22 protein-coding genes and 1 tRNA gene are annotated in these 22,119 nt (G+C 61.5%); 9 read left to right on the forward strand and 14 right to left on the reverse strand.

Features of this window, described 5'->3' with window-relative positions; translation table 11 throughout:
* Nucleotides 1-115: 115 nt before the first annotated feature.
* Entirely contained in the window at nucleotides 116-997 is an 882-nt protein-coding gene (ppk2, locus tag IB238_RS15390) for a polyphosphate kinase 2 (protein ID WP_192248525.1), read from the forward strand.
* Nucleotides 998-1,049: 52 nt separating this feature from the next.
* Here the strand turns inward: ppk2 and IB238_RS15395 are convergent, their stop codons facing one another.
* The gene (locus tag IB238_RS15395; protein WP_192248528.1) at nucleotides 1,050-2,204 is read right to left on the reverse strand and encodes a biotin transporter BioY; all 1,155 of its coding nucleotides are present in this window, start codon (nucleotides 2,202-2,204) and stop codon (nucleotides 1,050-1,052) included.
* Between the two features lie 292 nt (nucleotides 2,205-2,496).
* Between IB238_RS15395 and IB238_RS15400 the strand changes: the two genes are divergently transcribed.
* The 3 genes from IB238_RS15400 to IB238_RS15410 all read left to right on the forward strand — a co-directional run bounded on the left by IB238_RS15400 (nucleotide 2,497) and on the right by IB238_RS15410 (nucleotide 5,008).
* The gene (locus tag IB238_RS15400) at nucleotides 2,497-3,459 is read left to right on the forward strand and encodes a nitronate monooxygenase family protein (RefSeq protein ID WP_192248531.1); all 963 of its coding nucleotides are present in this window, start codon (nucleotides 2,497-2,499) and stop codon (nucleotides 3,457-3,459) included.
* A 125-nt stretch (nucleotides 3,460-3,584) separates the two neighbouring features.
* Nucleotides 3,585-3,660 (forward strand) — tRNA-Thr (locus IB238_RS15405).
* 169 nt (nucleotides 3,661-3,829) lie between these two features.
* Nucleotides 3,830-5,008 (forward strand): hypothetical protein, encoded by a 1,179-nt coding sequence (locus IB238_RS15410; RefSeq protein WP_192248534.1) that lies wholly within the window; start codon nucleotides 3,830-3,832, stop codon nucleotides 5,006-5,008.
* Nucleotides 5,009-5,218: 210 nt separating this feature from the next.
* Here the strand turns inward: IB238_RS15410 and IB238_RS15415 are convergent, their stop codons facing one another.
* Nucleotides 5,219-6,355 (reverse strand): AI-2E family transporter, encoded by a 1,137-nt coding sequence (locus IB238_RS15415; protein ID WP_192249681.1) that lies wholly within the window; start codon nucleotides 6,353-6,355, stop codon nucleotides 5,219-5,221.
* 345 nt (nucleotides 6,356-6,700) lie between these two features.
* On the opposite strand from IB238_RS15415, the gene IB238_RS15420 reads away from it, so the two are divergent.
* On the forward strand, nucleotides 6,701-7,285 hold the full coding sequence (locus tag IB238_RS15420) for a 5-formyltetrahydrofolate cyclo-ligase (protein WP_348648255.1): 585 nt from the start codon (nucleotides 6,701-6,703) through the stop codon (nucleotides 7,283-7,285).
* A 164-nt stretch (nucleotides 7,286-7,449) separates the two neighbouring features.
* On the opposite strand, the gene IB238_RS15425 is transcribed toward IB238_RS15420, so the two are convergent.
* The 5 genes from IB238_RS15425 to IB238_RS15445 form a co-directional block, all read right to left on the reverse strand.
* Nucleotides 7,450-7,650, reverse strand: coding sequence for a hypothetical protein (locus tag IB238_RS15425; RefSeq protein ID WP_192248540.1), 201 nt, complete (start codon nucleotides 7,648-7,650; stop codon nucleotides 7,450-7,452).
* A 42-nt stretch (nucleotides 7,651-7,692) separates the two neighbouring features.
* On the reverse strand, nucleotides 7,693-7,935 hold the full coding sequence (rpsU, locus tag IB238_RS15430; protein ID WP_192248542.1) for a 30S ribosomal protein S21: 243 nt from the start codon (nucleotides 7,933-7,935) through the stop codon (nucleotides 7,693-7,695).
* A gap of 26 nt (nucleotides 7,936-7,961) precedes the next feature.
* Nucleotides 7,962-8,261 carry a cold-shock protein gene (locus tag IB238_RS15435; protein WP_192248545.1) on the reverse strand — a complete coding sequence of 100 codons (300 nt, stop codon included), beginning with the start codon at nucleotides 8,259-8,261 and terminating at the stop codon, nucleotides 7,962-7,964.
* Nucleotides 8,262-8,369: 108 nt separating this feature from the next.
* Nucleotides 8,370-8,579 (reverse strand): cold-shock protein, encoded by a 210-nt coding sequence (locus IB238_RS15440; RefSeq protein WP_192248548.1) that lies wholly within the window; start codon nucleotides 8,577-8,579, stop codon nucleotides 8,370-8,372.
* Nucleotides 8,580-8,996: 417 nt separating this feature from the next.
* Nucleotides 8,997-9,440: a BA14K family protein gene (locus IB238_RS15445; protein ID WP_192248551.1), complete on the reverse strand. Its 444-nt coding sequence runs from the start codon at nucleotides 9,438-9,440 to the stop codon at nucleotides 8,997-8,999.
* Between the two features lie 290 nt (nucleotides 9,441-9,730).
* On the opposite strand from IB238_RS15445, the gene IB238_RS15450 reads away from it, so the two are divergent.
* Together IB238_RS15450 and pgi are read left to right on the forward strand one after the other, a co-directional pair.
* Nucleotides 9,731-11,431 (forward strand): long-chain-fatty-acid--CoA ligase, encoded by a 1,701-nt coding sequence (locus IB238_RS15450; protein WP_192248554.1) that lies wholly within the window; start codon nucleotides 9,731-9,733, stop codon nucleotides 11,429-11,431.
* 147 nt (nucleotides 11,432-11,578) lie between these two features.
* Nucleotides 11,579-13,204: a glucose-6-phosphate isomerase gene (gene pgi, locus IB238_RS15455; protein WP_192248558.1), complete on the forward strand. Its 1,626-nt coding sequence runs from the start codon at nucleotides 11,579-11,581 to the stop codon at nucleotides 13,202-13,204.
* Nucleotides 13,205-13,293: 89 nt separating this feature from the next.
* Here pgi and IB238_RS15460 read toward each other — a convergent pair whose 3' ends face one another.
* The 3 genes from IB238_RS15460 to IB238_RS15470 form a co-directional block, all read right to left on the reverse strand.
* Entirely contained in the window at nucleotides 13,294-14,220 is a 927-nt protein-coding gene (locus tag IB238_RS15460; protein WP_192248561.1) for a carbohydrate kinase, read from the reverse strand.
* A gap of 67 nt (nucleotides 14,221-14,287) precedes the next feature.
* Nucleotides 14,288-14,986, reverse strand: a complete 699-nt coding sequence (locus IB238_RS15465) for an orotate phosphoribosyltransferase (RefSeq protein WP_192248564.1) — start codon at nucleotides 14,984-14,986, stop codon at nucleotides 14,288-14,290.
* Nucleotides 14,987-15,133: 147 nt separating this feature from the next.
* Nucleotides 15,134-15,577, reverse strand: coding sequence for a DoxX family protein (locus IB238_RS15470; RefSeq protein ID WP_192248567.1), 444 nt, complete (start codon nucleotides 15,575-15,577; stop codon nucleotides 15,134-15,136).
* Between the two features lie 250 nt (nucleotides 15,578-15,827).
* Between IB238_RS15470 and IB238_RS15475 the strand changes: the two genes are divergently transcribed.
* Nucleotides 15,828-16,532: a Crp/Fnr family transcriptional regulator gene (locus IB238_RS15475; RefSeq protein ID WP_192248570.1), complete on the forward strand. Its 705-nt coding sequence runs from the start codon at nucleotides 15,828-15,830 to the stop codon at nucleotides 16,530-16,532.
* Between the two features lie 5 nt (nucleotides 16,533-16,537).
* Nucleotides 16,538-18,397 carry a CHASE2 domain-containing protein gene (locus IB238_RS15480; RefSeq protein WP_210333588.1) on the forward strand — a complete coding sequence of 620 codons (1,860 nt, stop codon included), beginning with the start codon at nucleotides 16,538-16,540 and terminating at the stop codon, nucleotides 18,395-18,397.
* A 48-nt stretch (nucleotides 18,398-18,445) separates the two neighbouring features.
* Here the strand turns inward: IB238_RS15480 and IB238_RS15485 are convergent, their stop codons facing one another.
* From IB238_RS15485 to pxpB, 4 genes are all read right to left on the reverse strand, one after another.
* The gene (locus tag IB238_RS15485) at nucleotides 18,446-19,021 is read right to left on the reverse strand and encodes a FecR family protein (protein ID WP_192249687.1); all 576 of its coding nucleotides are present in this window, start codon (nucleotides 19,019-19,021) and stop codon (nucleotides 18,446-18,448) included.
* Nucleotides 19,022-19,261: 240 nt separating this feature from the next.
* On the reverse strand, nucleotides 19,262-20,296 hold the full coding sequence (locus IB238_RS15490; protein WP_192248573.1) for a proline racemase family protein: 1,035 nt from the start codon (nucleotides 20,294-20,296) through the stop codon (nucleotides 19,262-19,264).
* A 4-nt stretch (nucleotides 20,297-20,300) separates the two neighbouring features.
* Nucleotides 20,301-21,317 carry a biotin-dependent carboxyltransferase family protein gene (locus tag IB238_RS15495; protein ID WP_192248576.1) on the reverse strand — a complete coding sequence of 339 codons (1,017 nt, stop codon included), beginning with the start codon at nucleotides 21,315-21,317 and terminating at the stop codon, nucleotides 20,301-20,303.
* Nucleotides 21,314-21,982, reverse strand: coding sequence for a 5-oxoprolinase subunit PxpB (gene pxpB / locus IB238_RS15500; protein WP_246723679.1), 669 nt, complete (start codon nucleotides 21,980-21,982; stop codon nucleotides 21,314-21,316). The genes IB238_RS15495 and pxpB overlap by 4 nt, the downstream gene beginning before the upstream one ends.
* Nucleotides 21,983-22,119 lie beyond the last annotated feature (137 nt).

Consider the following 22,119-nt stretch of genomic DNA (forward strand, 5'->3'; position numbering starts at 1 on the left):
TGCCTCTGCAACGGGTAGCGATAGCGTGATTTCATGACATGTTTTTCACGGTGCGCTTGAAATCGCAATGCGGATATGGCCTCCTCGCCTTTCCACCGAGCAGAGGACCCGCGGCATGGTGACATTTCCCGACATCAAGCCTGCGGAGATCGCGATCGGCGGCAAGAAGCGCTCGTTCGACGTGGATGACTCGAAGCTTCCAGACTGGGTCGATGAGAACGCCCTGTCATCCGGCGGCTATCCCTATGAAAAGAAACTCGACAAGGACGAATACAACGACGCCTTGGAGAAGCTGCAGATCGAACTCGTCAAGGTGCAGTATTGGCTGCAGGCGACGGGTAAACGCGTGATCGCTGTCTACGAAGGGCGCGACGCCGCCGGCAAGGGTGGCACCATCTTCGTCACCCGCGCCTACATGAACCCGCGTTCGGCACGCGTGGTGGCGCTCGCCAAGCCGACCGAGAGCGAACAGGGTCAATGGTATTACCAGCGCTACGTGACGCAATTTCCGACAGCTGGCGAGTTCGTCCTGTTCGACCGCTCATGGTACAATCGCGCCGGCGTCGAACCAGTTATGGGCTTCTGCACGCCCGCGCAATATGAAACGTTCCTCGAAGAGACCCCACATTTCGAGCGGATGGTGCTCAATGACCGCATCTTTTTCTTCAAGTTCTGGCTCGACATCGGCCGGGAGATGCAGATCAAGCGTTTCCACGACCGCCGCCATGACCCGCTGAAGACTTGGAAACTCTCGGCGATGGACATCGCGGCCCTGAACAAGTGGGACGACTACACCGAAAAGCGCGACCGGATGCTGAACAAGACCCACACCGAGCGCGCGCCCTGGACCGTGGTGCGGGCGAACGACAAGCGGCGCGCCCACCTCAACGCCATCCGCCACATTCTCGATCGGATCGACTACGACGGGAAGGACCGCAAGGCGATCGGTGAGATCGACACCAAGATCCTCGGCAGTGGGCCGAAGTTCTTAAAATAGGTGCACCCGACCAATTCTGCGTCGTGTCCGAAGGCTCAGCCCCGAGCGTTGATCATTCGCCCGGCAGGACGCGAATGGCGAAGAGATTGACCCCTGCCCCGCCGCCGGCAACATCGCTGTTGATAAACAGGCGGCCTGCCTCGTTCGGCGAGAGGGTGCGGTCGAAGGTCACCTGGAACAGCAGGTCGGTGCGATCCGAAACGGCGAAGCGATGACGATCGCAATCGCCGAGTGCCGCGAAGTCGCATTCGACTGAAACCTGGACTGGATTGCCGCTTTCGGGTTCGACCGTCAGGGCAATGGTCGAGGTCTTGCCCGCCATGGCCCGCAGCACGTCGGGCTCGACCGAAACCGCCACGGCGCCGTTACGATCCGCAACCTGCGAGACGAGCCGGACCGCCGGTCCCTCATCCGTGCTGACGGGCTCAAACCGGCCCTTGGCCCCGGCGGAGAGCGCGCTTGTCTTGCCCGGATTGAAAACCTCCCGCCAGTCGGCGGAAAAGGTGTTTTGCGTGTCGAGCGCTTCCTTGATCGGATCGCTCCCGGAAAAATCCTCTCCGCGCACGGTCTGCGGCGGATTGGCGACGCTGCCGTCGCGCTCGGAGCGCGGCAGCAGTAGGCCGCTGCTTTGCACCCACCAGGCGGCCGTGCCGACCGCGGCAACAAGCGTCGTCACAACAAGCAGGAAGGAAAGCAGCCAACCGCGCCGCTTGGGTGCCTTGGCCATTCGGGGGGAGGCTGCAACGATAGAATCCGCCTGCATGGCGGGTTCGCCGGCTTCGGGCCGAGTCCCTTTGGCGACTGCCCCGAAACCCTCTCCGCGATCCGGCCTGATCTCATCGAGCGTGGGCACCGCGCGGGCCGCCGCAGACGGCTTTCCGCTCGCCAGGCGCGGTTCCGGGCGCACCTGCGGATCCACCGTCCCTGCCCTGTACTCGTTCATCGGCTTTTCGGGCTCGACCGGCGCGCGTTCGATCGGCGGCCGCTGCGCCTTGAGGGCGGCACGCTGCTCGGCTTCGATCTGGCGTATGGTCATTTCCAGGCGATGCCGTTGCGCGGCGATCGCCTCCGGATCATTGATCTCCTGCTTTCGCAGGCCCGCTTCGAGCGCATTGCGCGCCGACTGATAGATCCGCGCACGCGTCTCGGGGTTGTTGGTTTCGGCACGCGCCAACGCGTTCCTGATGGCCTGTTCCAGTCCGCTCACATTGCCTCCTCAGGCGGCTTCGCGCAGATCCATCCACGCGGCCCAAACGCGGTCAAGGCGTCTTCGTTTACCGTTGTTAAGAATTCGGTAAACGTTGGCGCCGCGTTCCGCAAGTCTCGGAGCGACCTGCGCGAATCGCGATGGGGAAAACAACTGGCAAGACTCCCATGATCCAGAACCGGGATTTCCCATCCGCTCTAGACAAAAACGATGCCTCGTCGCCTTTTCAAGGCGCGCGAACATTGCTAGGCTTCTTACGTTTTCGTAAACGTTAATGAATTTGGGACCGACCATGACCTTGCCCGCCGTCCTGCGCGACAATCTGCGACTGCCCGTCGTCGCTTCGCCGCTCTTCATCATATCGCATCCCGCGCTAACCCTGGCGCAATGCAAGGCTGGCGTGGTCGGCACGTTCCCAGCACTGAACGCGCGACCGGAATCGCAGCTGGACGAGTGGCTTGCCGAGATTACCGAAGGCCTGCGAGACCATGATGCGAAGCATCCGGACCGCCGCGCGGCGCCGTTTGCCGTCAACCAGATCGTCCACAAGTCCAACAGGCGGCTCGAGCACGACCTGATGATGTGCGTGAAATACAAGGTCCCGATCGTCATCTCGTCGCTGGGGGCAGTGCCGGAGGTCAACGCTGCGATCCACTCCTATGGCGGCATCGTGCTGCACGACGTGATCAACAACCGCCACGCCAATTCCGCCATCCGCAAGGGAGCGGACGGCCTGGTCGCGGTCGCCGCCGGTGCCGGCGGACATGCCGGCACGCTGTCGCCCTTCGCGCTCGTCCAGGAGATCCGCGCGTGGTTCGACGGACCACTGCTGCTGTCGGGCGCTATCGCGACCGGTGGCGCGATCCTCGCCGCCCAGGCTATGGGCGCAGACATGGCCTATATAGGCTCTCCATTTATCGCCACGGCCGAGGCCCGCGCCAGCGACGCCTACAAGCAGGCCATCGTCGACGGCAGCGCGGCAGATATCGTCTATTCGAACTACTTCACCGGCGTCCACGGCAACTACCTCAGGTCATCGATCCGGGCCGCCGGACTGGATCCGGACAACCTGCCCGAGGCAGACCTGAGCAAGATGGATTTCGAGAAGACGGAAAACGGCGCGAAGGCCTGGAAGGACATCTGGGGTTGCGGCCAAGGCATCGGCGCAGTGAAGGAAATTACCACGACTGAAGCACTTGTCGCGCGCCTGGAAGGCGAATACCGGGCCGCCCACGCCCGCCTCGCCGCACTTTGACAGGACCTAAAACCCTACTCGGTTCGAAAAAGCGCCAAATAGCAAACAGATGACTTGAAATCTCCGCGCAATGCGGTTATCAGCCCCACACATTCCGGCCCGCGACACTTCGAGGGCCGATGCGGGCCGCTTTAGCTCAGTCGGTAGAGCACATCATTCGTAATGATGGGGTCACGTGTTCGAGTCACGTAAGCGGCACCATAAAATCAAGCATTTAGCCTGGTTCTTGAATACACACTGAAATCACTAGCAATCAGCCTAGCGGCGGAAATCACGCCCCTGTTTCAGCGCATTTTGATTAGGTTGCGAAAACTAATTACATCTAATACGCTTGCCATGCGAGTTCTACAACCAACTCAGGGGCAGAAGCATGGCACTTCGAGTTTTCGGCACGACGGACGTCGCCAGCGGCGTCCGTGGTAATCTCGGCACGACAGATGACGCAATTGTAGCAGTTGGTGTCGTCGTCGGTTCGACTGACACCGACGCGATAAATGCCACTGGATCCGACCACTCGGTCGTGGTCAACGGGATGGTAACAGGATCCCGCGCTATCGACATTTCATCAATTACAGGCACAAGCACATCCAACAATCACGTGGTCATCAACTCGACGGGCAGCGCCTATGGGTTTGGCTTGGGACGCGCTGCAATTGCCATCGGCGGCACAAATGCCAAGCTCGATAACAGAGGAACAATCTGGGGTGAGGACTTTGGCGTCTTTATCGGTTTCGGGACCGCCGGAGCTACCAAGTCGGTCGTCTTCAATCGTGGAACCATCGAAGCTGATCAGATCGCAATTCTGCGAAGCCCTGGTGGATCGGAAACTCTCGAGATTTTGAACACCGGGCTCATTACATCCGAGGATCGAGCGCTGAAAGGCAGTAATTCGACGGGGATCGTCACCATTACCAACACGGGACGCATTGTTGGCGATATCGATTTCACGGAAGCCGCCGACAGCTACAATGGCACGAGCGGCCGGTTGACGGGAACTATTTTCGGCCGCGCAGGCAGCGACACGCTGCGCGGCGGCATCGACAACGACAAATTCAACGGCGGCACCGATCACGACAAGCTCTATGGCGGCAAAGGCAATGACACGTTGAACGGCGATGCCGGCAACGATTTTCTCCAAGGCGACGACGGCAACGATATTATCGCCGCGGGAGATGGTTTCGACACGATTTATGGCGGCCTTGGGAAGGATACGCTTTCGGGTGGGACCGGCAAGGACACGTTCGTCTTCAAAGGCATCAAGGACAGTACGGTCGATTCATTGGGCCGCGATGTCATCAAGGACTTCTCGCGGGTGGCCGGGGACAGGATCGACCTGAAATCGATTGATTCCAGCATCAAGGCCGGCGGCGATCAGGCTTTCAAATTCATCGGCACGCAGGCGTTCCACAAAACGGCCGGCGAGCTTCGCTATGAGATCAAATCCGGCGACACCTACGTCTCCGGTGACATCAACGGCGACGGCAAAGCCGATTTTTCCATCGTGCTAGACCTAAGCCTTGCGATGAAAGCAACCGATTTCATTCTTTAACACCCCGACGTCGCAGGGTTCGTCGATCGGAAGCCAGAGGCGCGGCGCTTTAGTACCGCGCCCGGCAGCGACGCCCCCGCTCTCCTGAGTATGGTCACCTGGAAGCATGCGGGTCGACCGTCGTTGTTTGCGGTGCAAAAGCTGTCCGCCGGTTCCCTTTGGGCCACTCCCTGAACGTTCGGCGCTTTTCGCGGCCGACCGTGATCGCCCTTACTCGGCCGCTCGCTTCTCGACAACCGGAGCGTTCTCGTCGGTCAGCTCCACCTCGCGTACCCATTCGCGCCAGATGGCGACCAGGAGCGCCATCAACACGGGGCCGATGAAGAGCCCGAGGAAACCCATCGTCTTGACGCCGCCGATCAGGCCGAAGAAGGTCGGAAGGAACGGCAACTTGATCGGGCCACCGACCAGCTTCGGACGCAGCGTCTTGTCGACGATGAAAAGTTCGACTGATCCCCAGAGGAAGAGGGCGACACCGGCAAACGGCGAGCCGCTGGAGATCAGGTAGATCGAGACCAGTGTGAACGAGAGCGGCGCGCCTCCGGGAAAGAGCGCCATCAGGCCGGTCAGAACGCCGAGCGTGACCGCGGAGGGAACGCCGGCGATCCAATAGGCGATGCCGAGCACGATACCCTCGCCGATGGCGATCAGCGTCATACCGGTGACGGTCGAACTGATCGTTGCTGGCACGATGCGGGAGATGCGCCCCCAGCGCATCGGCAGAATGCGCTCGCCGATCCCGTCCACTTGCGCCATGAACGTCTCGCCGTCGCGATAGATGAAGAACAGCGCAATCAGCATGAACAACATCGTTAGCAACAGGTGAAATGCCGCCCCGCTCGCGGCAAGCGCCACGCGGTAGATGTTGCCGATGTTCGCGCCGCTGATGATCTGGGTCAGTTCGCCGATCGCGCCTGGGTGATCCAGGAGGTCCGTCCACTGTTTCGCCATCCACTCACCGACAACCGGAAGGGCGCGGATCCAGTCCGGCACCGGTGCGCCTGTCTTGTTGGTTGCTACCGCCCAGCCGATCCATTCGCGCACCTCCTGGAAGGCGTAGGTAATCGCATACATGAGCGGCACGACGATGAAGCCGAGGATCAGGAGAATGGCGATCGCAGCTGCCAGCGTCCGGCTGTCGCCGATGGCTTGCCGGAGACGGCAGAAGAGCGGCCAGCTCGCCGTGGCGATCACGAGCGCAGCAAGCACCGGAACGACGAAGCCATGGAAGAAATAGATGCCGGCGATGATGATGAGGAAAAGCAGCCAGCGGGCGGCCGAGATCGGGGAGATCAGCGCGACGCTGGTCGGCCGTGCAGATCCGAGCAACCGGGGCTCGGAGCGCATATTGCGCAGTTCGGGCTGATGCACCTATTCCTCCTTGCCGATGCCGCTCGCTGTTTCTTGCGCATTTAGAGCCGCATCGCCTGAATACCGTGATAACAGCGTCTTGTGTCAGGGCAAACAAAACCTTGCGTGCCCGCTATTTTTTTTGCTCCTCTTGCGGTGCAGCCCTCTTGCCGATGCGAACCAATGGAACCACTGATTGCGACCGCTCTTGCCGCACATAGGGGGGATTGCAGGGTTCGTGTCCGGCACAATGGCCGCAGTGCTCATCGGGAGACCGCGATGCATGACAGGGAAAGCAGCCACGTTGGTGCAGCTTCATCAACGCCGTCCGGAGTCGATGCTGTGCCGGAGACAGATATAGCCCCGCCGTTCGGCGGCGTCGTCGGCTGGAGGAAACAGGAGCGGGAAAGGCTGATCGCACAGCGGCTCGCCCATTCGGCTGAAAGTCGCACACGAGCGGCGGCGAGCATCCTTGAGCGACTGCGCGAAGTGGTCGGCGATGTTCGCGGCCGACGTATCAGCCTTTACTGGCCCTTCCGCGGCGAGCCGGATCTGCGGCCCTGGATCGAGGAAATCTGGGCGGGTGGCGGCATGGCGCTGCTGCCGATCGTTGTCGAGAAACGGCAGCCACTGCTTTTCCGCAGTTGGCGACCCGGCGAACGACTGGAACGCGGCGTCTGGAATATCCCGATGCCCGTGGATGGAATTGCGGCCGACCCGGATATCGTGATCGCCCCGGTGGTCGGGTTCGACCCTGCCCGCTACCGACTCGGCTACGGCGGCGGCTTCTTCGATCGCACGCTTGCCGCCTTGCGCGAAAAGCCGTTGGCTATCGGGGTCGGCTACGGCTCGCAGGCGATCGCCACGATCCATCCCCAGCCGCACGACGTTCCCATGGACCAGATCATCACGGCAGATATCCGCTGAGCGGGGCGACAGCACCATGGGCCGGTGGCAGATAGCCTTGCGCAGAACACATGGTCCACTTCGCGCCGCCAAAGCGATCATCGGCGCAGAGCAGACCGATCCGCACTTATGGGCCTTTGTGGAAGTCAGGGCGGCACTTTCAAAACCGCAGTGAAATACCCGCTCTAAACCCGCTTCTTTGAACCATGCTGGCTTGGAGCGTTCAACAGTTGGGCGAGGCGAAGCGCGCGAAGCCTTTCGGTCTTCTTTGCTCGTGCGGCAGCTTCGGCGGCAACGATGCTCTGGGCAACTGTATGTGTTTGTGCGGCCTTGTCTTGTGCCGAGGCCTTAGCTGGCTTGAAAAACTGCTCCTTTGTCACCGCCATGCTTTCCTCCCTATTCTGTATGCACTGGTCGCGGCGCCATCTTCAGCGCGGCCTCACTGCCACTTTCCTTTTAGGGGCAGGCAACAAACCTTCGCGCTGTGCCTTCTTACGCGCGAGCTTGCGGGAACGCCGGATTCCTTCCGCCTTTTCACGCGCGCGCTTTTCGGAGGGTTTTTCATAGGTGCTGCGCGCACGCATTTCCCGGAATAGCCCTTCACGCTGCATCAACTTCTTCAAGACGCGAATGGCCTGTTCGATATTATTGTCCCTGACGATTACTTGCAAAGCTTCTCCTGACGCAGCCGGAACTGCTATTTCCTGATCCTGATTGCATTTGGATTGATCCAGCTATCTGGATTGATCCAGCTCGGTTCACCATCTGACGACGACGCGATGTGTGCATCACCGGCGCGTTCCGGCGACATAGCAGGATCGATTTCATCCTGGCTCATGCTTCGTGCGAAATTCTCATTCTGAAACCGGACTCTGTATCGGACCGATCCGTGCGTTTCGGGCAGTTCGGACACAATTCGTCCCGAGCCTTCCGGCTGGGCGCTTCCAAGCACCCGAGCTTTCAAGGTGTCCCCTGGTTGATAACGGTATTTAGGCATGAGAGCTCCCATGACCATAAAAACAAAAGGCCGGGCGTGAACCCGACCTCTACAGTCACTCATCTCTGCTGCCAGTACATCCGTGGTCAGCGAGAGCGAACGACAAATTCACACCGCCTGAAGGTTGTCGGCGGAGCTTTTGCCCGACTTCCGGTCCTGCACAATGTCGTACCGGACCTTCTGGCCATCGTTCAGCGAACGCATGCCTGCGCGCTCAACGGCGGAGATATGAACGAAAACGTCCGTGCTGCCGTCGTCCGGCTGAATGAAGCCAAAGCCCTTGGTTGCATTGAACCACTTCACGGTTCCAGAATTCATAACGATTTCCTTTCGAAGCAATCGTTGTGGTTCCCGCGATACCTTGCGGGATGAGATCGATTTTTGAGAGGAAATCCGTCGGGAGCGTACTCGCTCAGGAACGACGTCACAAGCAATGGTCGATTGAGGAAATATAGGCGCAATTTCTAATTTGGCAATGGAGCGAACCAGCCTCTGAGCTTTCTTGCCTGAAAACAGCCGGTAAGAACCTGCTTTCGCATGGAAGTTTATTTTCCGCCAAATACGACTTCACGCCTTTTCGCCCTACGATGAGGCTTCGAATAGCTCACATCGCGCCTGTACAAGGGACGAAATAACTCAAGTCCGCGACCCTGGGTTTGGAACAGAAGCTGTCATCGGACATTCGTTGATGCGCCACTGCGGCGGAACCTTTATGGAAACCGGCCATGAGCATGCCTATTGCGGCATGCACTGGACGCGCGGACCGCCGGTTCTTGGCAGATAGGTATTGTCCGAGAGACGGTAGCTCCGATAGCGGTTTGCACACCATTGCTCCGCAGTCATGCCGTAGACGGGTGCGCCCGGCCCCACCGTCACATCGCCAAGCAATTCTCCCGTGCTGAACGCAGACCGCGGGTACCAATAGCCATCCCTGTAGCGAAAGTACCCATCCCGGTAGAAACGACTGCCAAGAAAACCGCGATGGTATCGCGAACCGCCGCGCAGCGTGTCGATGGGATCGCCCCCCCGATTGAACACGTCCACCGGGTCCCCACCCCCGAGAAGGGTGGCGTCGTTGGGTGACCGTAGCGCATCGATCGCCAAAGCTGGCACCGGCCCGGCAGAGGACAGGCACGCGCCGAGTAGGACTGATGACAAGATGACGAGCAGTTTCCTCATCGCTTTCTCCTTCGCCCTCTCTTAGGTCATTCTTTCACGCATGCCGAAGCTTTTCCAGTTTCTCCGCCTACGACGCTTTTCCTTCAGCGCTTGCAATGCCGCGGTCTGGACAGCATCTGGCTCGCTGCGAATACGATGTTGACGTTTACGTCAATGTAAGCTAGCGATTGTGCTTGAAGCCAAAGTTCAAAGGCAGCATGCTTGCCGCGCCGGTAGGTTGGGAGGACCGATTCTGGCGCATGTTTTGGGGCAGCAGATGCAAGCGAAAAGACGAGGGAGGAAGCGCGAATATGTCAGCAACCGTCAAGGACCAGACCGCCACCTCCCCAAACAGGGTCTGGCTCGACTCCTACCCACCAGGAACACCCTTTGAAATTCCGCCGCTGGCCTACGAATCGATCGGCGCGGCCCTGATACACTATTGCGAGAAGCATGCCGACCGCCCGGCCTTCACCAGCATGGGCAAGTCGATGACGTTCCGTGAACTCGGCGCGCAATCGGCAAAGATCGGGGCTTGGCTGCAGTCGCGCGGCCTGACGAAGGGCGATCGCGTCGCTGTCATGATGCCGAACATTCTGCAGAACCCGGTCGTGGTCTACGGCATCCTGCGAGCAGGTTTCACCGTTGTGAACGTCAACCCGCTCTATACGCCGCGCGAACTGGAGCACCAGCTGAACGATTCCGGCGCCAAGGCGCTGTTCGTCCTGGAGAATTTTGCCTGCACGGTTCAGCAAGTGGTCGCCCGCACCCATGTCAAGGACGTCGTCGTCTGCAGCATGGGCGACATGCTGGGCTTGAAGGGGCTCATCGTCAATTTCGTCGTGCGCAAGGTGAAGAAGCTCGTCCCGACCTGGTCGCTGCCCGGCCATCACGCCTTCAACACCGTGCTCGCAAAAGGCGGGGCGACCAAGCTGACCGACCCGAAGGTCGTGCGAAGCGACATCGCCTTCCTGCAATATACCGGCGGCACGACAGGCGTTTCCAAGGGTGCCATGCTTACCCATTCGAACCTCTTGTCGAACATGGAGCAGATGGGTATCTGGCTGGAGACCGCCTTCCTGGGCAAGCACCGACCGGAGCGACTGGTCTTCCTCTGTGCGCTGCCGCTCTATCATATCTTCGCGCTGACGGTGAATTCGCTGGCCGGGTTGCTGGCAGGGGCCAACAACGTCCTGATTGCGAACCCGCGCGACATCCCCTCGCTCGTGAAAGACATGGCGACTTACAAGCCCAATGTCTTTCCCGGCCTCAACACGCTGTTCAACGCGCTGATGAACAATGCTGATTTTCGGAAGCTCGACTTCTCGAACCTGGCGCTGACTTTCGGCGGTGGCATGTCCGTGCAGCGGCCGGTCGCCGAGCGCTGGCAGAAGATGACCGGCTGCCCGATCGCCGAGGGCTATGGGCTTTCGGAGACCTCCCCGGTCGCGACCGCAAACCGGCTGGACACAACAGAATTCACCGGCACGATCGGCATGCCGATCCCTTCCACCGATGTCGACATCCGCGACGACGCGGGCAATCCGCTGCCGCTCGGCGAGATCGGCGAGATCTGCATCCGCGGCCCCCAGGTGATGGCCGGCTATTGGCAACGGCCAGAGGAGACCGCCAAGGTCATGACATCGGACGGCTACTTCCGCACCGGTGACGTCGGCTTCATGAACGACAAGGGGCTGATCAAGATCGTCGACCGCAAGAAGGACATGATCCTCGTCTCCGGCTTCAACGTTTTCCCCAACGAAGTCGAAGAGGTGGCAATGACGCACCCGGGCATCGTCGAATGCGCCGCGATCGGCGTGCCGGACGAGCATTCGGGCGAGGCAGTGAAGCTGTTCGTCGTCAAGAGAGACCCGGAGCTGACGGAAGCAGACGTGAAGGCTCACTGCGCGGCCAACCTCACCAACTACAAGCGGCCGCGTTATATCGAATTCCGTAGCGAGTTACCGAAATCGAACGTGGGCAAGATCCTGCGAAAGGATTTGCGAGCATAGTGGTCACAATTTCAAAATAAATCGATTTAATCTCTCCACTGAAAAGCAGCATCTTTCGCCTGAAAGCGGTGCGGCGCCCTTGATTCGCGTGCTCCAAAACGACTAGCTAATGGCCACCAGCCATATAGCGGATGCAGGGAGCCCTCCATGAACGCGCTTGTCGAAACGCTGAAAGCCACCGTCACCGACACTGATGCCACGAATATCCGTGCTGCCTTCGCCGCGGACCCGTACCGCTTCTCCCGCTTCAGCGTCACGCTGGAGAACTTCCTCTTCGACTACTCCAAATGCGCGATCAACGATCGCGTGCTCGACGGACTGGAGGCGTTGGCAAGGCAAGCAGGCGTGGAAAAGAAGCGCGACGCGATGTTTGCCGGCGAGAAGATCAACATCACCGAGGATCGCGCCGTCCTGCATACAGCCCTTCGCAACCGCGCCAATGCGCCTATTGTGGTGGACGGCAGCGACGTCATGCCGGATATCAACGCGGTGCTCGAGGCGATGGGCGCCTTTGCCGAAGATATCCGCTCCAGCGCGTTGGCCGGCGCGACCGGCAAGAAATTTACCGATGTCGTCAACATCGGCATCGGCGGCTCCGATCTCGGCCCGGTCATGGCGACGCTGGCGCTCGCCCCCTATCACGACGGGCCGCGCCTGCATTTCGTCTCCAATATCGACGGCGCGCATATCGCCGACACGCTGAAGAACCTCGACGCCGAAACGACGCTCTTCATCGTCGCCTCGAAGACCTTCACCACAATCGAAACGATGACCAATGCCGAGACGGCGCGAAAATTCATCGCCGGCAAACTCGGTGAAGCAGCCGTCGGCCACCATTTCTGCGCGGTCTCCACCGCACTCGACAAGGTCGCTGCCTTCGGTATCGCCGAGGACCGCGTCTTCGGCTTCTGGGACTGGGTCGGCGGACGCTATTCGATCTGGTCGGCCATCGGCCTGCCGCTGATGATCGCGATCGGCAGTGAGGATTTCGCCAATTTCCTCGCGGGCGGCCATGCGATCGACCATCACTTCTGTAACGCACCGATCCGCAAGAACATTCCGATGCTGCTCGGGCTGATCGGCTACTACCACCGCAACGTGTTGGGCTATCCGTCGCGCGCGATCCTGCCCTACGACCAGCGGCTTTCGCGCTTTCCGGCCTACCTGCAGCAGCTCGACATGGAATCGAACGGCAAATCGGTGACGATGGAAAGCAAACCGGTCGAGGGCGCGACGGGACCTGTTGTCTGGGGCGAGCCCGGGACCAACGGCCAGCATGCGTTCTACCAGCTGATCCATCAGGGTACAGACATCATCCCGGCCGAATTCATGATCGCCGCCAATGGCCATGAGCCGGAGCTCCGGCACCAGCACCAGCTGCTGATAGCGAACTGCCTGGCGCAGTCCGAGGCGCTGATGAAGGGGCGCACGCTTGCCGAAGCAAAGGCGCAACTGACGTCAAAGGGCATGGACGAGGCGAAAGCCGACAAGATCGCCCCGCACCGCGTCTTCCCCGGCAATCGTCCGTCGATCACCATGGTCTATGACGAGCTGACCCCGTTTGCCTTGGGCCGCCTGATCGCGCTCTACGAGCACCGCGTCTTCGTCGAAGGCGTGCTGTTCAACATCAACTCCTTCGACCAGTGGGGCGTGGAGCTCGGCAAGGAACTGGCGACGGGACTGCTGCCGGTGATCGAGGGCAAGGAGAGCGCAGCCGCGCACGATTCGTCCACGGCCGGACTTGTGGCAACCCTGCTGAAGGCGGCGAAGTAAGAGGCCATCGGGTTGTTTCTGCCCTGATTGGCTTACTGGGCCCTTTTCCCGCTCCCAGTCAGAAGCCGAAGGCGAGGGTAGGCGGTAGTTTACAGCCCGATTTCCTTCGCCCAGGGTGGATTGGCGCCGGCGCGGGAGACTGTGACAGCGGCCGCCTTGGCGGCAAGCGCGAGTGCATCGCGCAGTGCCGCCTGGGAGAGCGAAGCCACCTTTGCTTTTGTCAGCAGATCATTGCGCTTCAGCGATGCTAGGATGCCGGCGTCGAACGTGTCGCCGGCGCCGATCGTATCTACGACCGTCACCTTCTCGCCGAGAACGGAAATTTTGCAATCCTTTGTATAGCCGTCGGCACCGTCTGCGCCCTTGGTGATGACCACCACCTTCGGCCCGCGCTTCAGCCACTCGGCCGCAAGTTCCTCATGGGTGCCGTGCATCCCGAACCAGTCGAGATCCTCGTCGGAAAACTTGATGATGTCAGACTGCGCGGCCATGCGATTGATCCGCTGCAGATGGCCCTGCTTGTCCTTGATGAAGCCCGGGCGGATGTTCGGGTCCAGCGAGATCACCCGCGTCTCGTGCTCGCGTGCCAGCAGCGCCTCATAGGTCGTTCCGCACGGCTCGGGAATGAGGCTGATGGCGCCGAAATGCAGCGCCTCGCAATAATCGCCAAGTACCGGCAGGTTCTCCGTTGTGATCATGCGTCCCGCGGTGTTTTCGTCATAGAAGGCATAGGTCGCCTGGCCGTTGACGAGCTTGACGAAGGCGACCGTCGTCGGCCGCGAGAGGGTTGCACAGGGGCTGTAGTCCACGTTGCTGGCGGACAGCGTCTTCCGCAGCACGTCACCCAGCATATCGTCGGAGAGACCCGTGAAAAAGGCGGTCGGCACGCCGAGACGACCGAGTGCAATGGCCGTATTGAAGATCGCCCCGCCCGCGTAGGGCGCATACGCTTCCTCTCCCAGCGTCGACGTGCGCGGCAGCATGTCGATCAGCGCCTCTCCACAGCACAGGATCATGAGCTTCCTCCGATTGAACTTTCAATCGATTTAATCGACGGCAGCGAAAAACGCCAGCGCCATTTTATCAGGCGGTCGGAAGCGCGCTCACCCCACCGTGGTCAGCCGACCACAGAAGCGGCGCATTGAGAAAGGCCTCGACCGAGGCAAGCGTCGCCTCGTCGAAGAGTTTTTCGGAGCGAGCGGCGGCGAGCACGTGGCGCCAGGTGGCAATGTGATGCAGCTTCACCTTGCCATTGGCAAACCGTGCCTCGGCCTCGGGGAAGATCCCGTAGTAGAACAGCGCCATGCCATGATTGACCACGCCACCGGCTTCGCGGATGGCGTCGATGAAGGTGAACATCGAGCCGCCGGCCGTCGTCAGGTCCTCGATCACCAATACGCGCGCGCCTTCAGGCATGTGCCCCTCGATCTGGGCGTTGCGGCCATGACCCTTCGGCTTCTTGCGGACATAGATCATCGGTAGACCCAGCCTGTCGGCAAGCAGGGCGGCGAAGGGGATACCGGCCGTCTCGCCGCCGGCAACGACGTCGAACTGCTCGAAGCCCGCGCCGCGCAGCACCGTGGCCGCGGCAAAATCCATCACCGCCGAGCGGATGCGTGGATAGGAGATCAGCTTACGGCAGTCGATATAGACCGGGCTCGCCATGCCGGAGGCCAACTTGTAGGGCTCCTCGGGCCGGAAATGAACCGCCTTGATCTCCCAGAGCATGCGGGCGAGAAGCTCCGCCATGGTGTCGCGATCCGGAAACGAATTGGAAAACATGGCGTCTCTCCCTGTCTGGTGGTTTCCGAGCGCATAGCAGCAAGACGCGGCTGACGCCAGATAATCCGGCTATCGCAAGCCTGCAGAAACAAAAAACCTCCCCGGAAAACCAGGGAGGCAGGGTCAGGACTGGAGGGAGGAGAAGCGTCAGGCCCTGACTGCGTCAGTTACGCCGAGACGGGCATCGACCGAGAGAGCGCCGGGGCCGAAGGCTGCCAGCACGAGGAAACCGCCGCCAATCGTCAGGTTCTTCATCATCATCAGGCCGTTGAACATCGTCAGCAGGTTATTTGCACCTTCCGGGAAATCCGGAACGGCGATCGAACCGCTATGGAAGACAAGCGCGGTGAAAATGCTGAAGGCGGCAAGCAGGTAGGCCGCGATCTTCGTCTGGAACCCGACGAGGATGAAAATGCCGGCGACGAGCTCAAACAGGCCGGCAAGGTAAGCGAGCAGGGTAGCGGCCGGAATGCCGGCATTGGCGATCATGCCAGCGGTGCCCGAGGGATCGAGCAGCTTGGGATAGCCGGCGAGTATGAACATGGCGGAAAGCAGGATGCGTCCGATGAGGACAACGACGTTCTGAGACATGAAGGGCTCCTGGCTGGTTGCAGCGGATTTGCGTTGCGGCAATTTTTACCAGAACGGTTCGTTTACACAAGCCCGGCAGGAAGTGGACACATCGTTCAATTTTTGTGCACAATGACAGGGAAAAGTTTGAGTAATTCAGCCGATACAACTGCTGACTTTTCTATTGCAACCCACTACGCAGTGCGGGAAGAATTCCTTAAGATTACCAAAAATAGGCGGCAGTTACGGCCACAAGCGGGGGGCACAGCACATGAACGAGATCAGCAGGAGCCCGGCGTTCTGGCGCTCGTTTCCGATCTTCGAAGGCTTCAGCAAGGAGACGATCGCAGACGTCGCCTCGATCGCGAGCTATCGCAAATGGAATGCGGGCACCGTACTGTTCCAGCGTGGCGACGAAGGCAGCTACCTCATCGTCGTCGTTTCCGGCCGCATCAAGATCTCGCTGATCACCCCGCAGGGCAAGGAACTGACGCTGCGCCACCTGGAGGCGGGCTCGATCTTCGGCGAAATGGCAATCCTCGACGGCCAGCCGCGATCGGCCGACGCCACGGCCATGACAGGAACTGAAGGCTACGTCATCAGCAAGCGCGATTTCCTTGAGGTATTGGCGCGCAATCCGCAGGCCTATCAGGCCATCATCCACTATCTTTGCACCAAGCTGCGCGAAACGACGGAGCAACTAGAAACCATTGCGCTCTACGACCTCGACGCACGTGTGGCCCGCTTCTTCCTGGCGACGCTTCGCAACATCCACGGAAGCGAGCTGCCGGAAAGCGCCAACCTGCAGCTTTCGCTGAGCCAGGCGGAGATCGCCAGCATCGTCGGCGCAAGCCGGCCGAAGATCAACCGATCCATCCTGACGCTCGAGGAGGCAGGAGCGATCCGTCGTACGGACGGCATCATCTTCTGCCATATCGGCCGGCTACTCGGCATTGCCGAGCCGCTAGACGAGTAGCAACCTTGGCCCTTGAATTCCGACCGATCCGCGCCAAGCCGCTTTTCGCCGGAATTCTGACAAGCCTGCTCGGTGCCCTGCTGATCCTCACGCTGGCGGAAAAAGCGCTTGAAAGGCCGCGAGAACTCTTCTTCGATGCGTTGACCCAGGCTGTTCCGCCCCCGGAGAGCGAGAAGCTTCTCGTCATCGACATCGATCGTCGGTCATTCCAGGCGGCACCCGGCGAGGACTGGCGTCGGGCGCAAACCGCTCAGTTGATTGCGACGCTCGCTGCGGCGAAGCCTCTCGCCATCGCGCTCGATTTCGTCTTCAGCAGGAATTGCGACACGACCGATCCCGCAAACCGCGCATTGGCCGAGGCAATCGGAAAGGTTCCGACTGTTCTGGGCTTTCTGATCGGCGACCGGCCTGTTCCGGCGCCGAACCCGGTGCCGGCGCTTGCCGTGCAGCGACCCGTAGCGGTTCCGGAGCTCTGGTTTATCGAGGGAGCGGAGACCTCCTGCCCCATGTTCCAGGACCGCGCCGCAGCAGCAGCCTCGGCCTTTCTCGTCGGCGACGCGGACGCGCGGGTGCGCCGGGTGCAGGTCTATTCCATCATCAGGAATGCTGCCTACCCGACCCTGGGCGTAGAGGCAGCACGACGCGCGGCAGGCGCGGGGACGCCAGTGCTCGGTGGCGCGCCCGCGTGGCTACGGCAGGACACACGTGTCCTTCCGCTGGACGAGAGCGGAAGCCTGCGTTTCGTCGCTGCGGACGCCGCACACATCGCACGCCGCACGCTGTCTGCCATCGACGTGATGAGCGGCACCGTGGCACCAGAACGTGTCCATGGCAGGGTTGTGCTGATTGGCAGCAGCATGCCGACTCTCGGCGGCTTGAGGGCCAGCGCCTCCATGCCGCTGGAGCCTTCCGTGCAGATCCATGCTGACCTCGCCAACGCGATTCTGACCAACTTCATTCCGACAAGGGATCGGCGCTTCATTGCTGTGGAGACCGGCTTCGCCTTGATGGCCGGAATCGGTATTGCGCTTGCCGTCACACGGCTGCGGCCTACAAGAGCGGCCATCCTTGGCCTTGTCGCTATGTTGGCCAACATCGCCGGTGCTGCGCTGATCTACTGGCAGACGGGACTTCTCGTCGACGCCGTCAGTATTGTGCTGGCGCTGGCTTCTGTGTTGCTGGTAACGGGCGTTCTGCAATTCTCACGGGTCCGCCGCGCCGAGCAGACAGCCCGCCAGCGCTTCGCCCAGTATCTGCCGGAGCAGGTGGTCTCGCGCTACATCGACAATCCGGGCCTGGAACGCATGGCCGGCGAGGAGCGGCAGGTGACTGCCGTCTTCACCGACATCGAAGGGTTCTCCACCCTCTCCCATCGTATCGGTCCGCAGCGGCTCGTTCCGCTGCTGGACGTCTATTTCCGCGAGGTCAACGCGCTCGTCGAGCGGCACGGCGGCATGGTCAACAAGATCGTCGGCGACGCCGTGAACGCGCTGTTCAACGCCCCTGATGACCTCGAGCACCACGTCGACAGGGCGATCGATTGTGCGCTCGAGATCCACGCCCTGACGGAAGAAATCCGGCGGCGGCCGGAATTTGCCGCCGAAGCCTTCGGCCGCACGCGGATCGGCATCGAAACAGGCCTGGTCGTGCTGGGCGAGGTCGGGACCGGGGGCCGGCTCGATTACACTGCTCATGGCGAAGCGATGAACCTTGCGGCGCGACTGCAGGAGGCTAACAAGGTGTTTGGCACCGACATCTGCATCGGCCCTTCCGCCGCGGTGGAAACGGCCCGCCATCTGCGGTCACTCGGCATTCACGAGATCCGCGGCATCGGCTCCATGGAACTGTTCACGCCCGTTCGCTAACGTTGGACAGTCATCGAGAGGCTCGGCTGCCGTTTAGCTCAGACCGCCTTAGCGAACGCCGACACTTTCATAGGCTTCCCGGATGCGCGCCTCGCCCCATCGCCGCACCTCGCTAGGTGCTGCGCCGGGTGCCGAAATGTCGATGCCCTCACCGGCGCCGACCCGGCGTGTCACGCCGCCGCCCGTGACCTCGACGGCCCCATGCTCGACGAAAATGGCAAAGGCTCCACGGTTTGGCCCGGCAAAGAATTTGGTGCCCCGCACGCCGATCATTCCGAAGGCGGTGCGCAAGGAGACGTCGATCTTCGGCGCCCCCTCCGGCCGATCGAAGATCATGCGGCCCGTGCCCAGCTCGATCGTGCCACCCTGGCCGGCGATGAAACTGTCGACCAGGAGTTCGGTCTGGCTGCCAAGCAGGAGCTTGGTGTCGCTGCCAAGCGTGAGCGCTGCGAAACTCTCTTTACCCGTGACGATGAAATCCCGGTCCAGGATGTCGGCGCCGGCGCGGATCGGCGCATTCCTGTCGTCGCTCTTGCGGCTGACCGTGCCGCGCACCTCATCGGCGGTTCCGATGACGGCATTGGCGGCAGCGCCGCTGGCGGCCACCGTCACAAGCGCCAGCATGCTTCCGGTGAGAAAAGCGCGACGGCCTAGCGGCAACCCGCCCGAAAGATCTCGTTCCCGCATCACCAGCCTCGTCCGTTTGGAGGTGCGCCCGCTCACTAGAGGCGACCATCTCCTCGGGAAACGGTTTGGCTGGTCCGTTTCTTCAGGTCGGCCGCAACCTTTACCAGTGAAAGGCAGCGGCCGACCATGCTTGTTGCACCCGAGGATGCCCCTCGGGCAGCACCCCGCAAGGAATCGTCAGACGATCTCGCCCGCCTGCGGTCCCCAGGTGTCGGTCATGGCAAAGCCGTTGGCCAACGGATCGGTCGGATCAAGCGCGACCTGATGCAGGCCGAAGGTCCAGCCACGACCGGTGATGGTCGGGATGATCGCCTTGCGGCCGGCGACTTCCGTCTCCGCCTGCAGGCCGACTTCGAATTCGGAGCCGATGATCGAGCGCGACTTGAAGGTGTCACCGACCTTGACCTTGCCGCGGGCGTGGAGCGTGGCGAGGTTCGCCGAATTGCCCGTGCCGCAGGGCGAGCGGTCGACGCGACCCGGCCACATGGTCGTTGCGGTGCGGATCGTGCCGTCTTCCTCGCGGTCGCGGAACATCACATAGGCGATACCGTTGATTTCAGGGATTTCCGGATGGACGACCGGCATCGCCTTGTTGATCAGGTCCTTCAGCACCATGCCGGCGTCGACCAGCTTGCGGGCGTTGGCCTTTTCGATCTTCGTGCCGATCTGGTCGACATCAACAAGCGCATAGAAGATGCCGCCATAGCTGATGTCGAAGCGCACGCGGCCCCAGTCGGGCGTGTCGATCTCCGCGTCGAGCTCGTGGGCGAAGGACGGCACCATCGTCAGCTTGACCTTCTCGCAGCGGCCGTCGCGGCAGGTCGCCGTCGCCCGGACGAGACCTGCGGCCGTATCGAGCGTGACGATCGTTTCCGGCTCCTTCATCTCGATTATGCCGCTTTCCAGCAGCGCCGTCGTGATGCAGATCGAGTTGGAGCCGGAGGAGGCGTGTGCCTGGTCGGCCTGCAGGATGATGAAGCCGGCATCGGCTTCCGGGCGCTTGGCCGGCAGCAGCAGGTTGACCGAACCGGTCGCAGCCGCGCGCGGCTCAAGGCACAGCCACCGCCGCAGGCTGTCATCGACCGTGTTGATGTAGTTGAGCTGCTCGGCGATCGTATTGCCGGGGATCTTCGGCACGCCGCCGATCGCGACCTTGCCGATCTCACCCTCGCAATGAACGTCCAGCAGCTGGATCGTACGTTTCCATCTCATCGTTTCATTCTCCACTCATGTGATATGTGGGGCGCCGCACGCTCGACCCGTCCTTGCGGGCAAGCGATGCGAGCGTTGCAATGTCGTCGAGTGCCCGCCGTTGGCGAACGATCGCCGCGACGGCTTCTGGCCTGTCGATCCGAACGAACTTCAAATGAGCACCGACCGGTGCCTGCGCCAGTCGCCACAAGTCGGCCTCGATGACATTGGCGATCTTCGGATAGCCGCCGCAGGTGTTGGCTTCGGCAAGCTGGATGATCGGCTGCCCCGATGGCGGCACCTGCACCGTGCCGGGCATGATGCCGTGCGAGAACAGCTCAAGCTTCCGCGTGAGTGCCAGTTCCGGTCCGATCAGGCGATAACCCATGCGGTTGGCCTCGTTGCTGACGCTCCACGCGGTCGAAAAGAACGCTTCCAGCGCTGCGTCGGTAAAGGTGAGGTACTCCGCCGAGGGCAGGACGCGCAGGGCGATCGGGCTCTCATTGGGCGCCGCCCCGTCGCGCAGGTCCTTTGGATCGATGCCGATGCCGCCTACGGGAAGCGCAACGGATCTACCGCCTTCCATAAGCGGAAGCGTGTCGCCGCGGTTAAGGCCGCGTCCCTGCAATCCGCCAAACCCGCTCTTCAGGTCGGTGGCGCGCGAACCAAGCACTTGCGGCACGTCCAGTCCCGCGCCGGCCGCGAGATAGGCGCGCGCACCGGCGCGCGGCAGCCCGAGCGTCAGCGTGTCGCCGGCGCGCGCCGCCTCGGCCCACCACGACGGTAGCGTCCGGTCGCCAAGTGTGACCGCACAGTCCGCACCGGTGACGGCGAAGGTCATGTCACACAGAAAGCGCAGGCGGAAGGGAAAGAGCGAGACTTCGATGCCGGCCGCGTTCGCCTCGTTGCCGATCAGGAGATTGGCCGCCGACAATGCCGGCGTGTCCATGGCACCCGACCAGCCGACGCCGACGTCGAGAAAGCCGGGCCGACCGAGGTCCTGCACACTGTTGACCGCGCCCGTCGAAAGAATCTCGATCACAGCTCGATCCTTTCTGCCCGGAAGCGGATCCGATCACCCGGACGGAAGGCGGCCGGCGGGTCGCGCAAGGGATCGAACAGCGCCATCTCCGTTCGCCCGATGATATGCCAGCCGGACGGTGCCGTTACCGGCATGATGCCTGCCTGCGCACCGCCGATGATCACCGACCCGATCTCCACTTTCATGCGCGGCACCGCCCGGCGCGGCATGGCAAGGCTGGGATCGAGCCCGGACAGATAAACAAAGCCCGGCATGGCGCCGACCGCAGCAACGGAATAGTGCCCTTCCGAATGCCGCCGCACCACCTCCTCGGGCGTCAGGCCGCAATGTTGCGCAAGAGCCGCGAGGTCCTCTCCGGTAGCGCCGCCATAGGTGACCGGCACCTCGATCTCGCGACCGGCGACAACATCGGGAACGATGTTGTGCCAGGCGGCGTCGAGCTTGCGTTCCAGCTTCTCCGGCGCAATCGCGACCGGATCGAAGACGACCATCAGGTTGTTCATGCCCGGGACGGTCTCGCGAACGCCGTCCACCCCGCGCAACGCCTTGGCCACCGCCCAGATCCGCTCTTGCGTCGCAGGCGAGAATACCGAATCCGCCGCATCGAGCAGCACGGCGCCCGCGCCCTCCATGCTGATTACCGGATTTTCGCTTTTGCTGATCAAACGAGGATCCAATCCGAACGGCGTTGCAGGATTGACGATGACGCTTCTGATATATCAGACCGATCCGCAATCCAACTGCTTTCATCATGCGTCGGCGGCCGCATCGCATCAACTGCGCTTTGGGCGGGACAGATGGA

Source organism: Rhizobium sp. ARZ01 (assembly GCF_014851675.1).
GTDB lineage: Bacteria > Pseudomonadota > Alphaproteobacteria > Rhizobiales > Rhizobiaceae > Mycoplana.

Coding starts and splice junctions, on each gene's coding strand:
- ppk2 (WP_192248525.1), top strand. CDS start 116: ATGGTGACATTTCCCGACATCAAGCCTGCGGAGATCGCGATCGGCGGC.
- IB238_RS15470 (WP_192248567.1), bottom strand. CDS start 15,577: ATGTCTCAGAACGTCGTTGTCCTCATCGGACGCATCCTGCTTTCCGCC.
- IB238_RS15400 (WP_192248531.1), top strand. CDS start 2,497: ATGACCTTGCCCGCCGTCCTGCGCGACAATCTGCGACTGCCCGTCGTC.
- IB238_RS15465 (WP_192248564.1), bottom strand. CDS start 14,986: ATGTTTTCCAATTCGTTTCCGGATCGCGACACCATGGCGGAGCTTCTC.
- pgi (WP_192248558.1), top strand. CDS start 11,579: ATGAACGCGCTTGTCGAAACGCTGAAAGCCACCGTCACCGACACTGAT.
- IB238_RS15445 (WP_192248551.1), bottom strand. CDS start 9,440: ATGAGGAAACTGCTCGTCATCTTGTCATCAGTCCTACTCGGCGCGTGC.
- IB238_RS15485 (WP_192249687.1), bottom strand. CDS start 19,021: ATGCTGGCGCTTGTGACGGTGGCCGCCAGCGGCGCTGCCGCCAATGCC.
- IB238_RS15440 (WP_192248548.1), bottom strand. CDS start 8,579: ATGAATTCTGGAACCGTGAAGTGGTTCAATGCAACCAAGGGCTTTGGC.
- IB238_RS15460 (WP_192248561.1), bottom strand. CDS start 14,220: ATGATCCTGTGCTGTGGAGAGGCGCTGATCGACATGCTGCCGCGCACG.
- IB238_RS15435 (WP_192248545.1), bottom strand. CDS start 8,261: ATGCCTAAATACCGTTATCAACCAGGGGACACCTTGAAAGCTCGGGTG.
- IB238_RS15450 (WP_192248554.1), top strand. CDS start 9,731: ATGTCAGCAACCGTCAAGGACCAGACCGCCACCTCCCCAAACAGGGTC.
- IB238_RS15410 (WP_192248534.1), top strand. CDS start 3,830: ATGGCACTTCGAGTTTTCGGCACGACGGACGTCGCCAGCGGCGTCCGT.
- IB238_RS15490 (WP_192248573.1), bottom strand. CDS start 20,296: ATGAGATGGAAACGTACGATCCAGCTGCTGGACGTTCATTGCGAGGGT.
- IB238_RS15425 (WP_192248540.1), bottom strand. CDS start 7,650: ATGGCGGTGACAAAGGAGCAGTTTTTCAAGCCAGCTAAGGCCTCGGCA.
- IB238_RS15415 (WP_192249681.1), bottom strand. CDS start 6,355: ATGCGCTCCGAGCCCCGGTTGCTCGGATCTGCACGGCCGACCAGCGTC.
- IB238_RS15475 (WP_192248570.1), top strand. CDS start 15,828: ATGAACGAGATCAGCAGGAGCCCGGCGTTCTGGCGCTCGTTTCCGATC.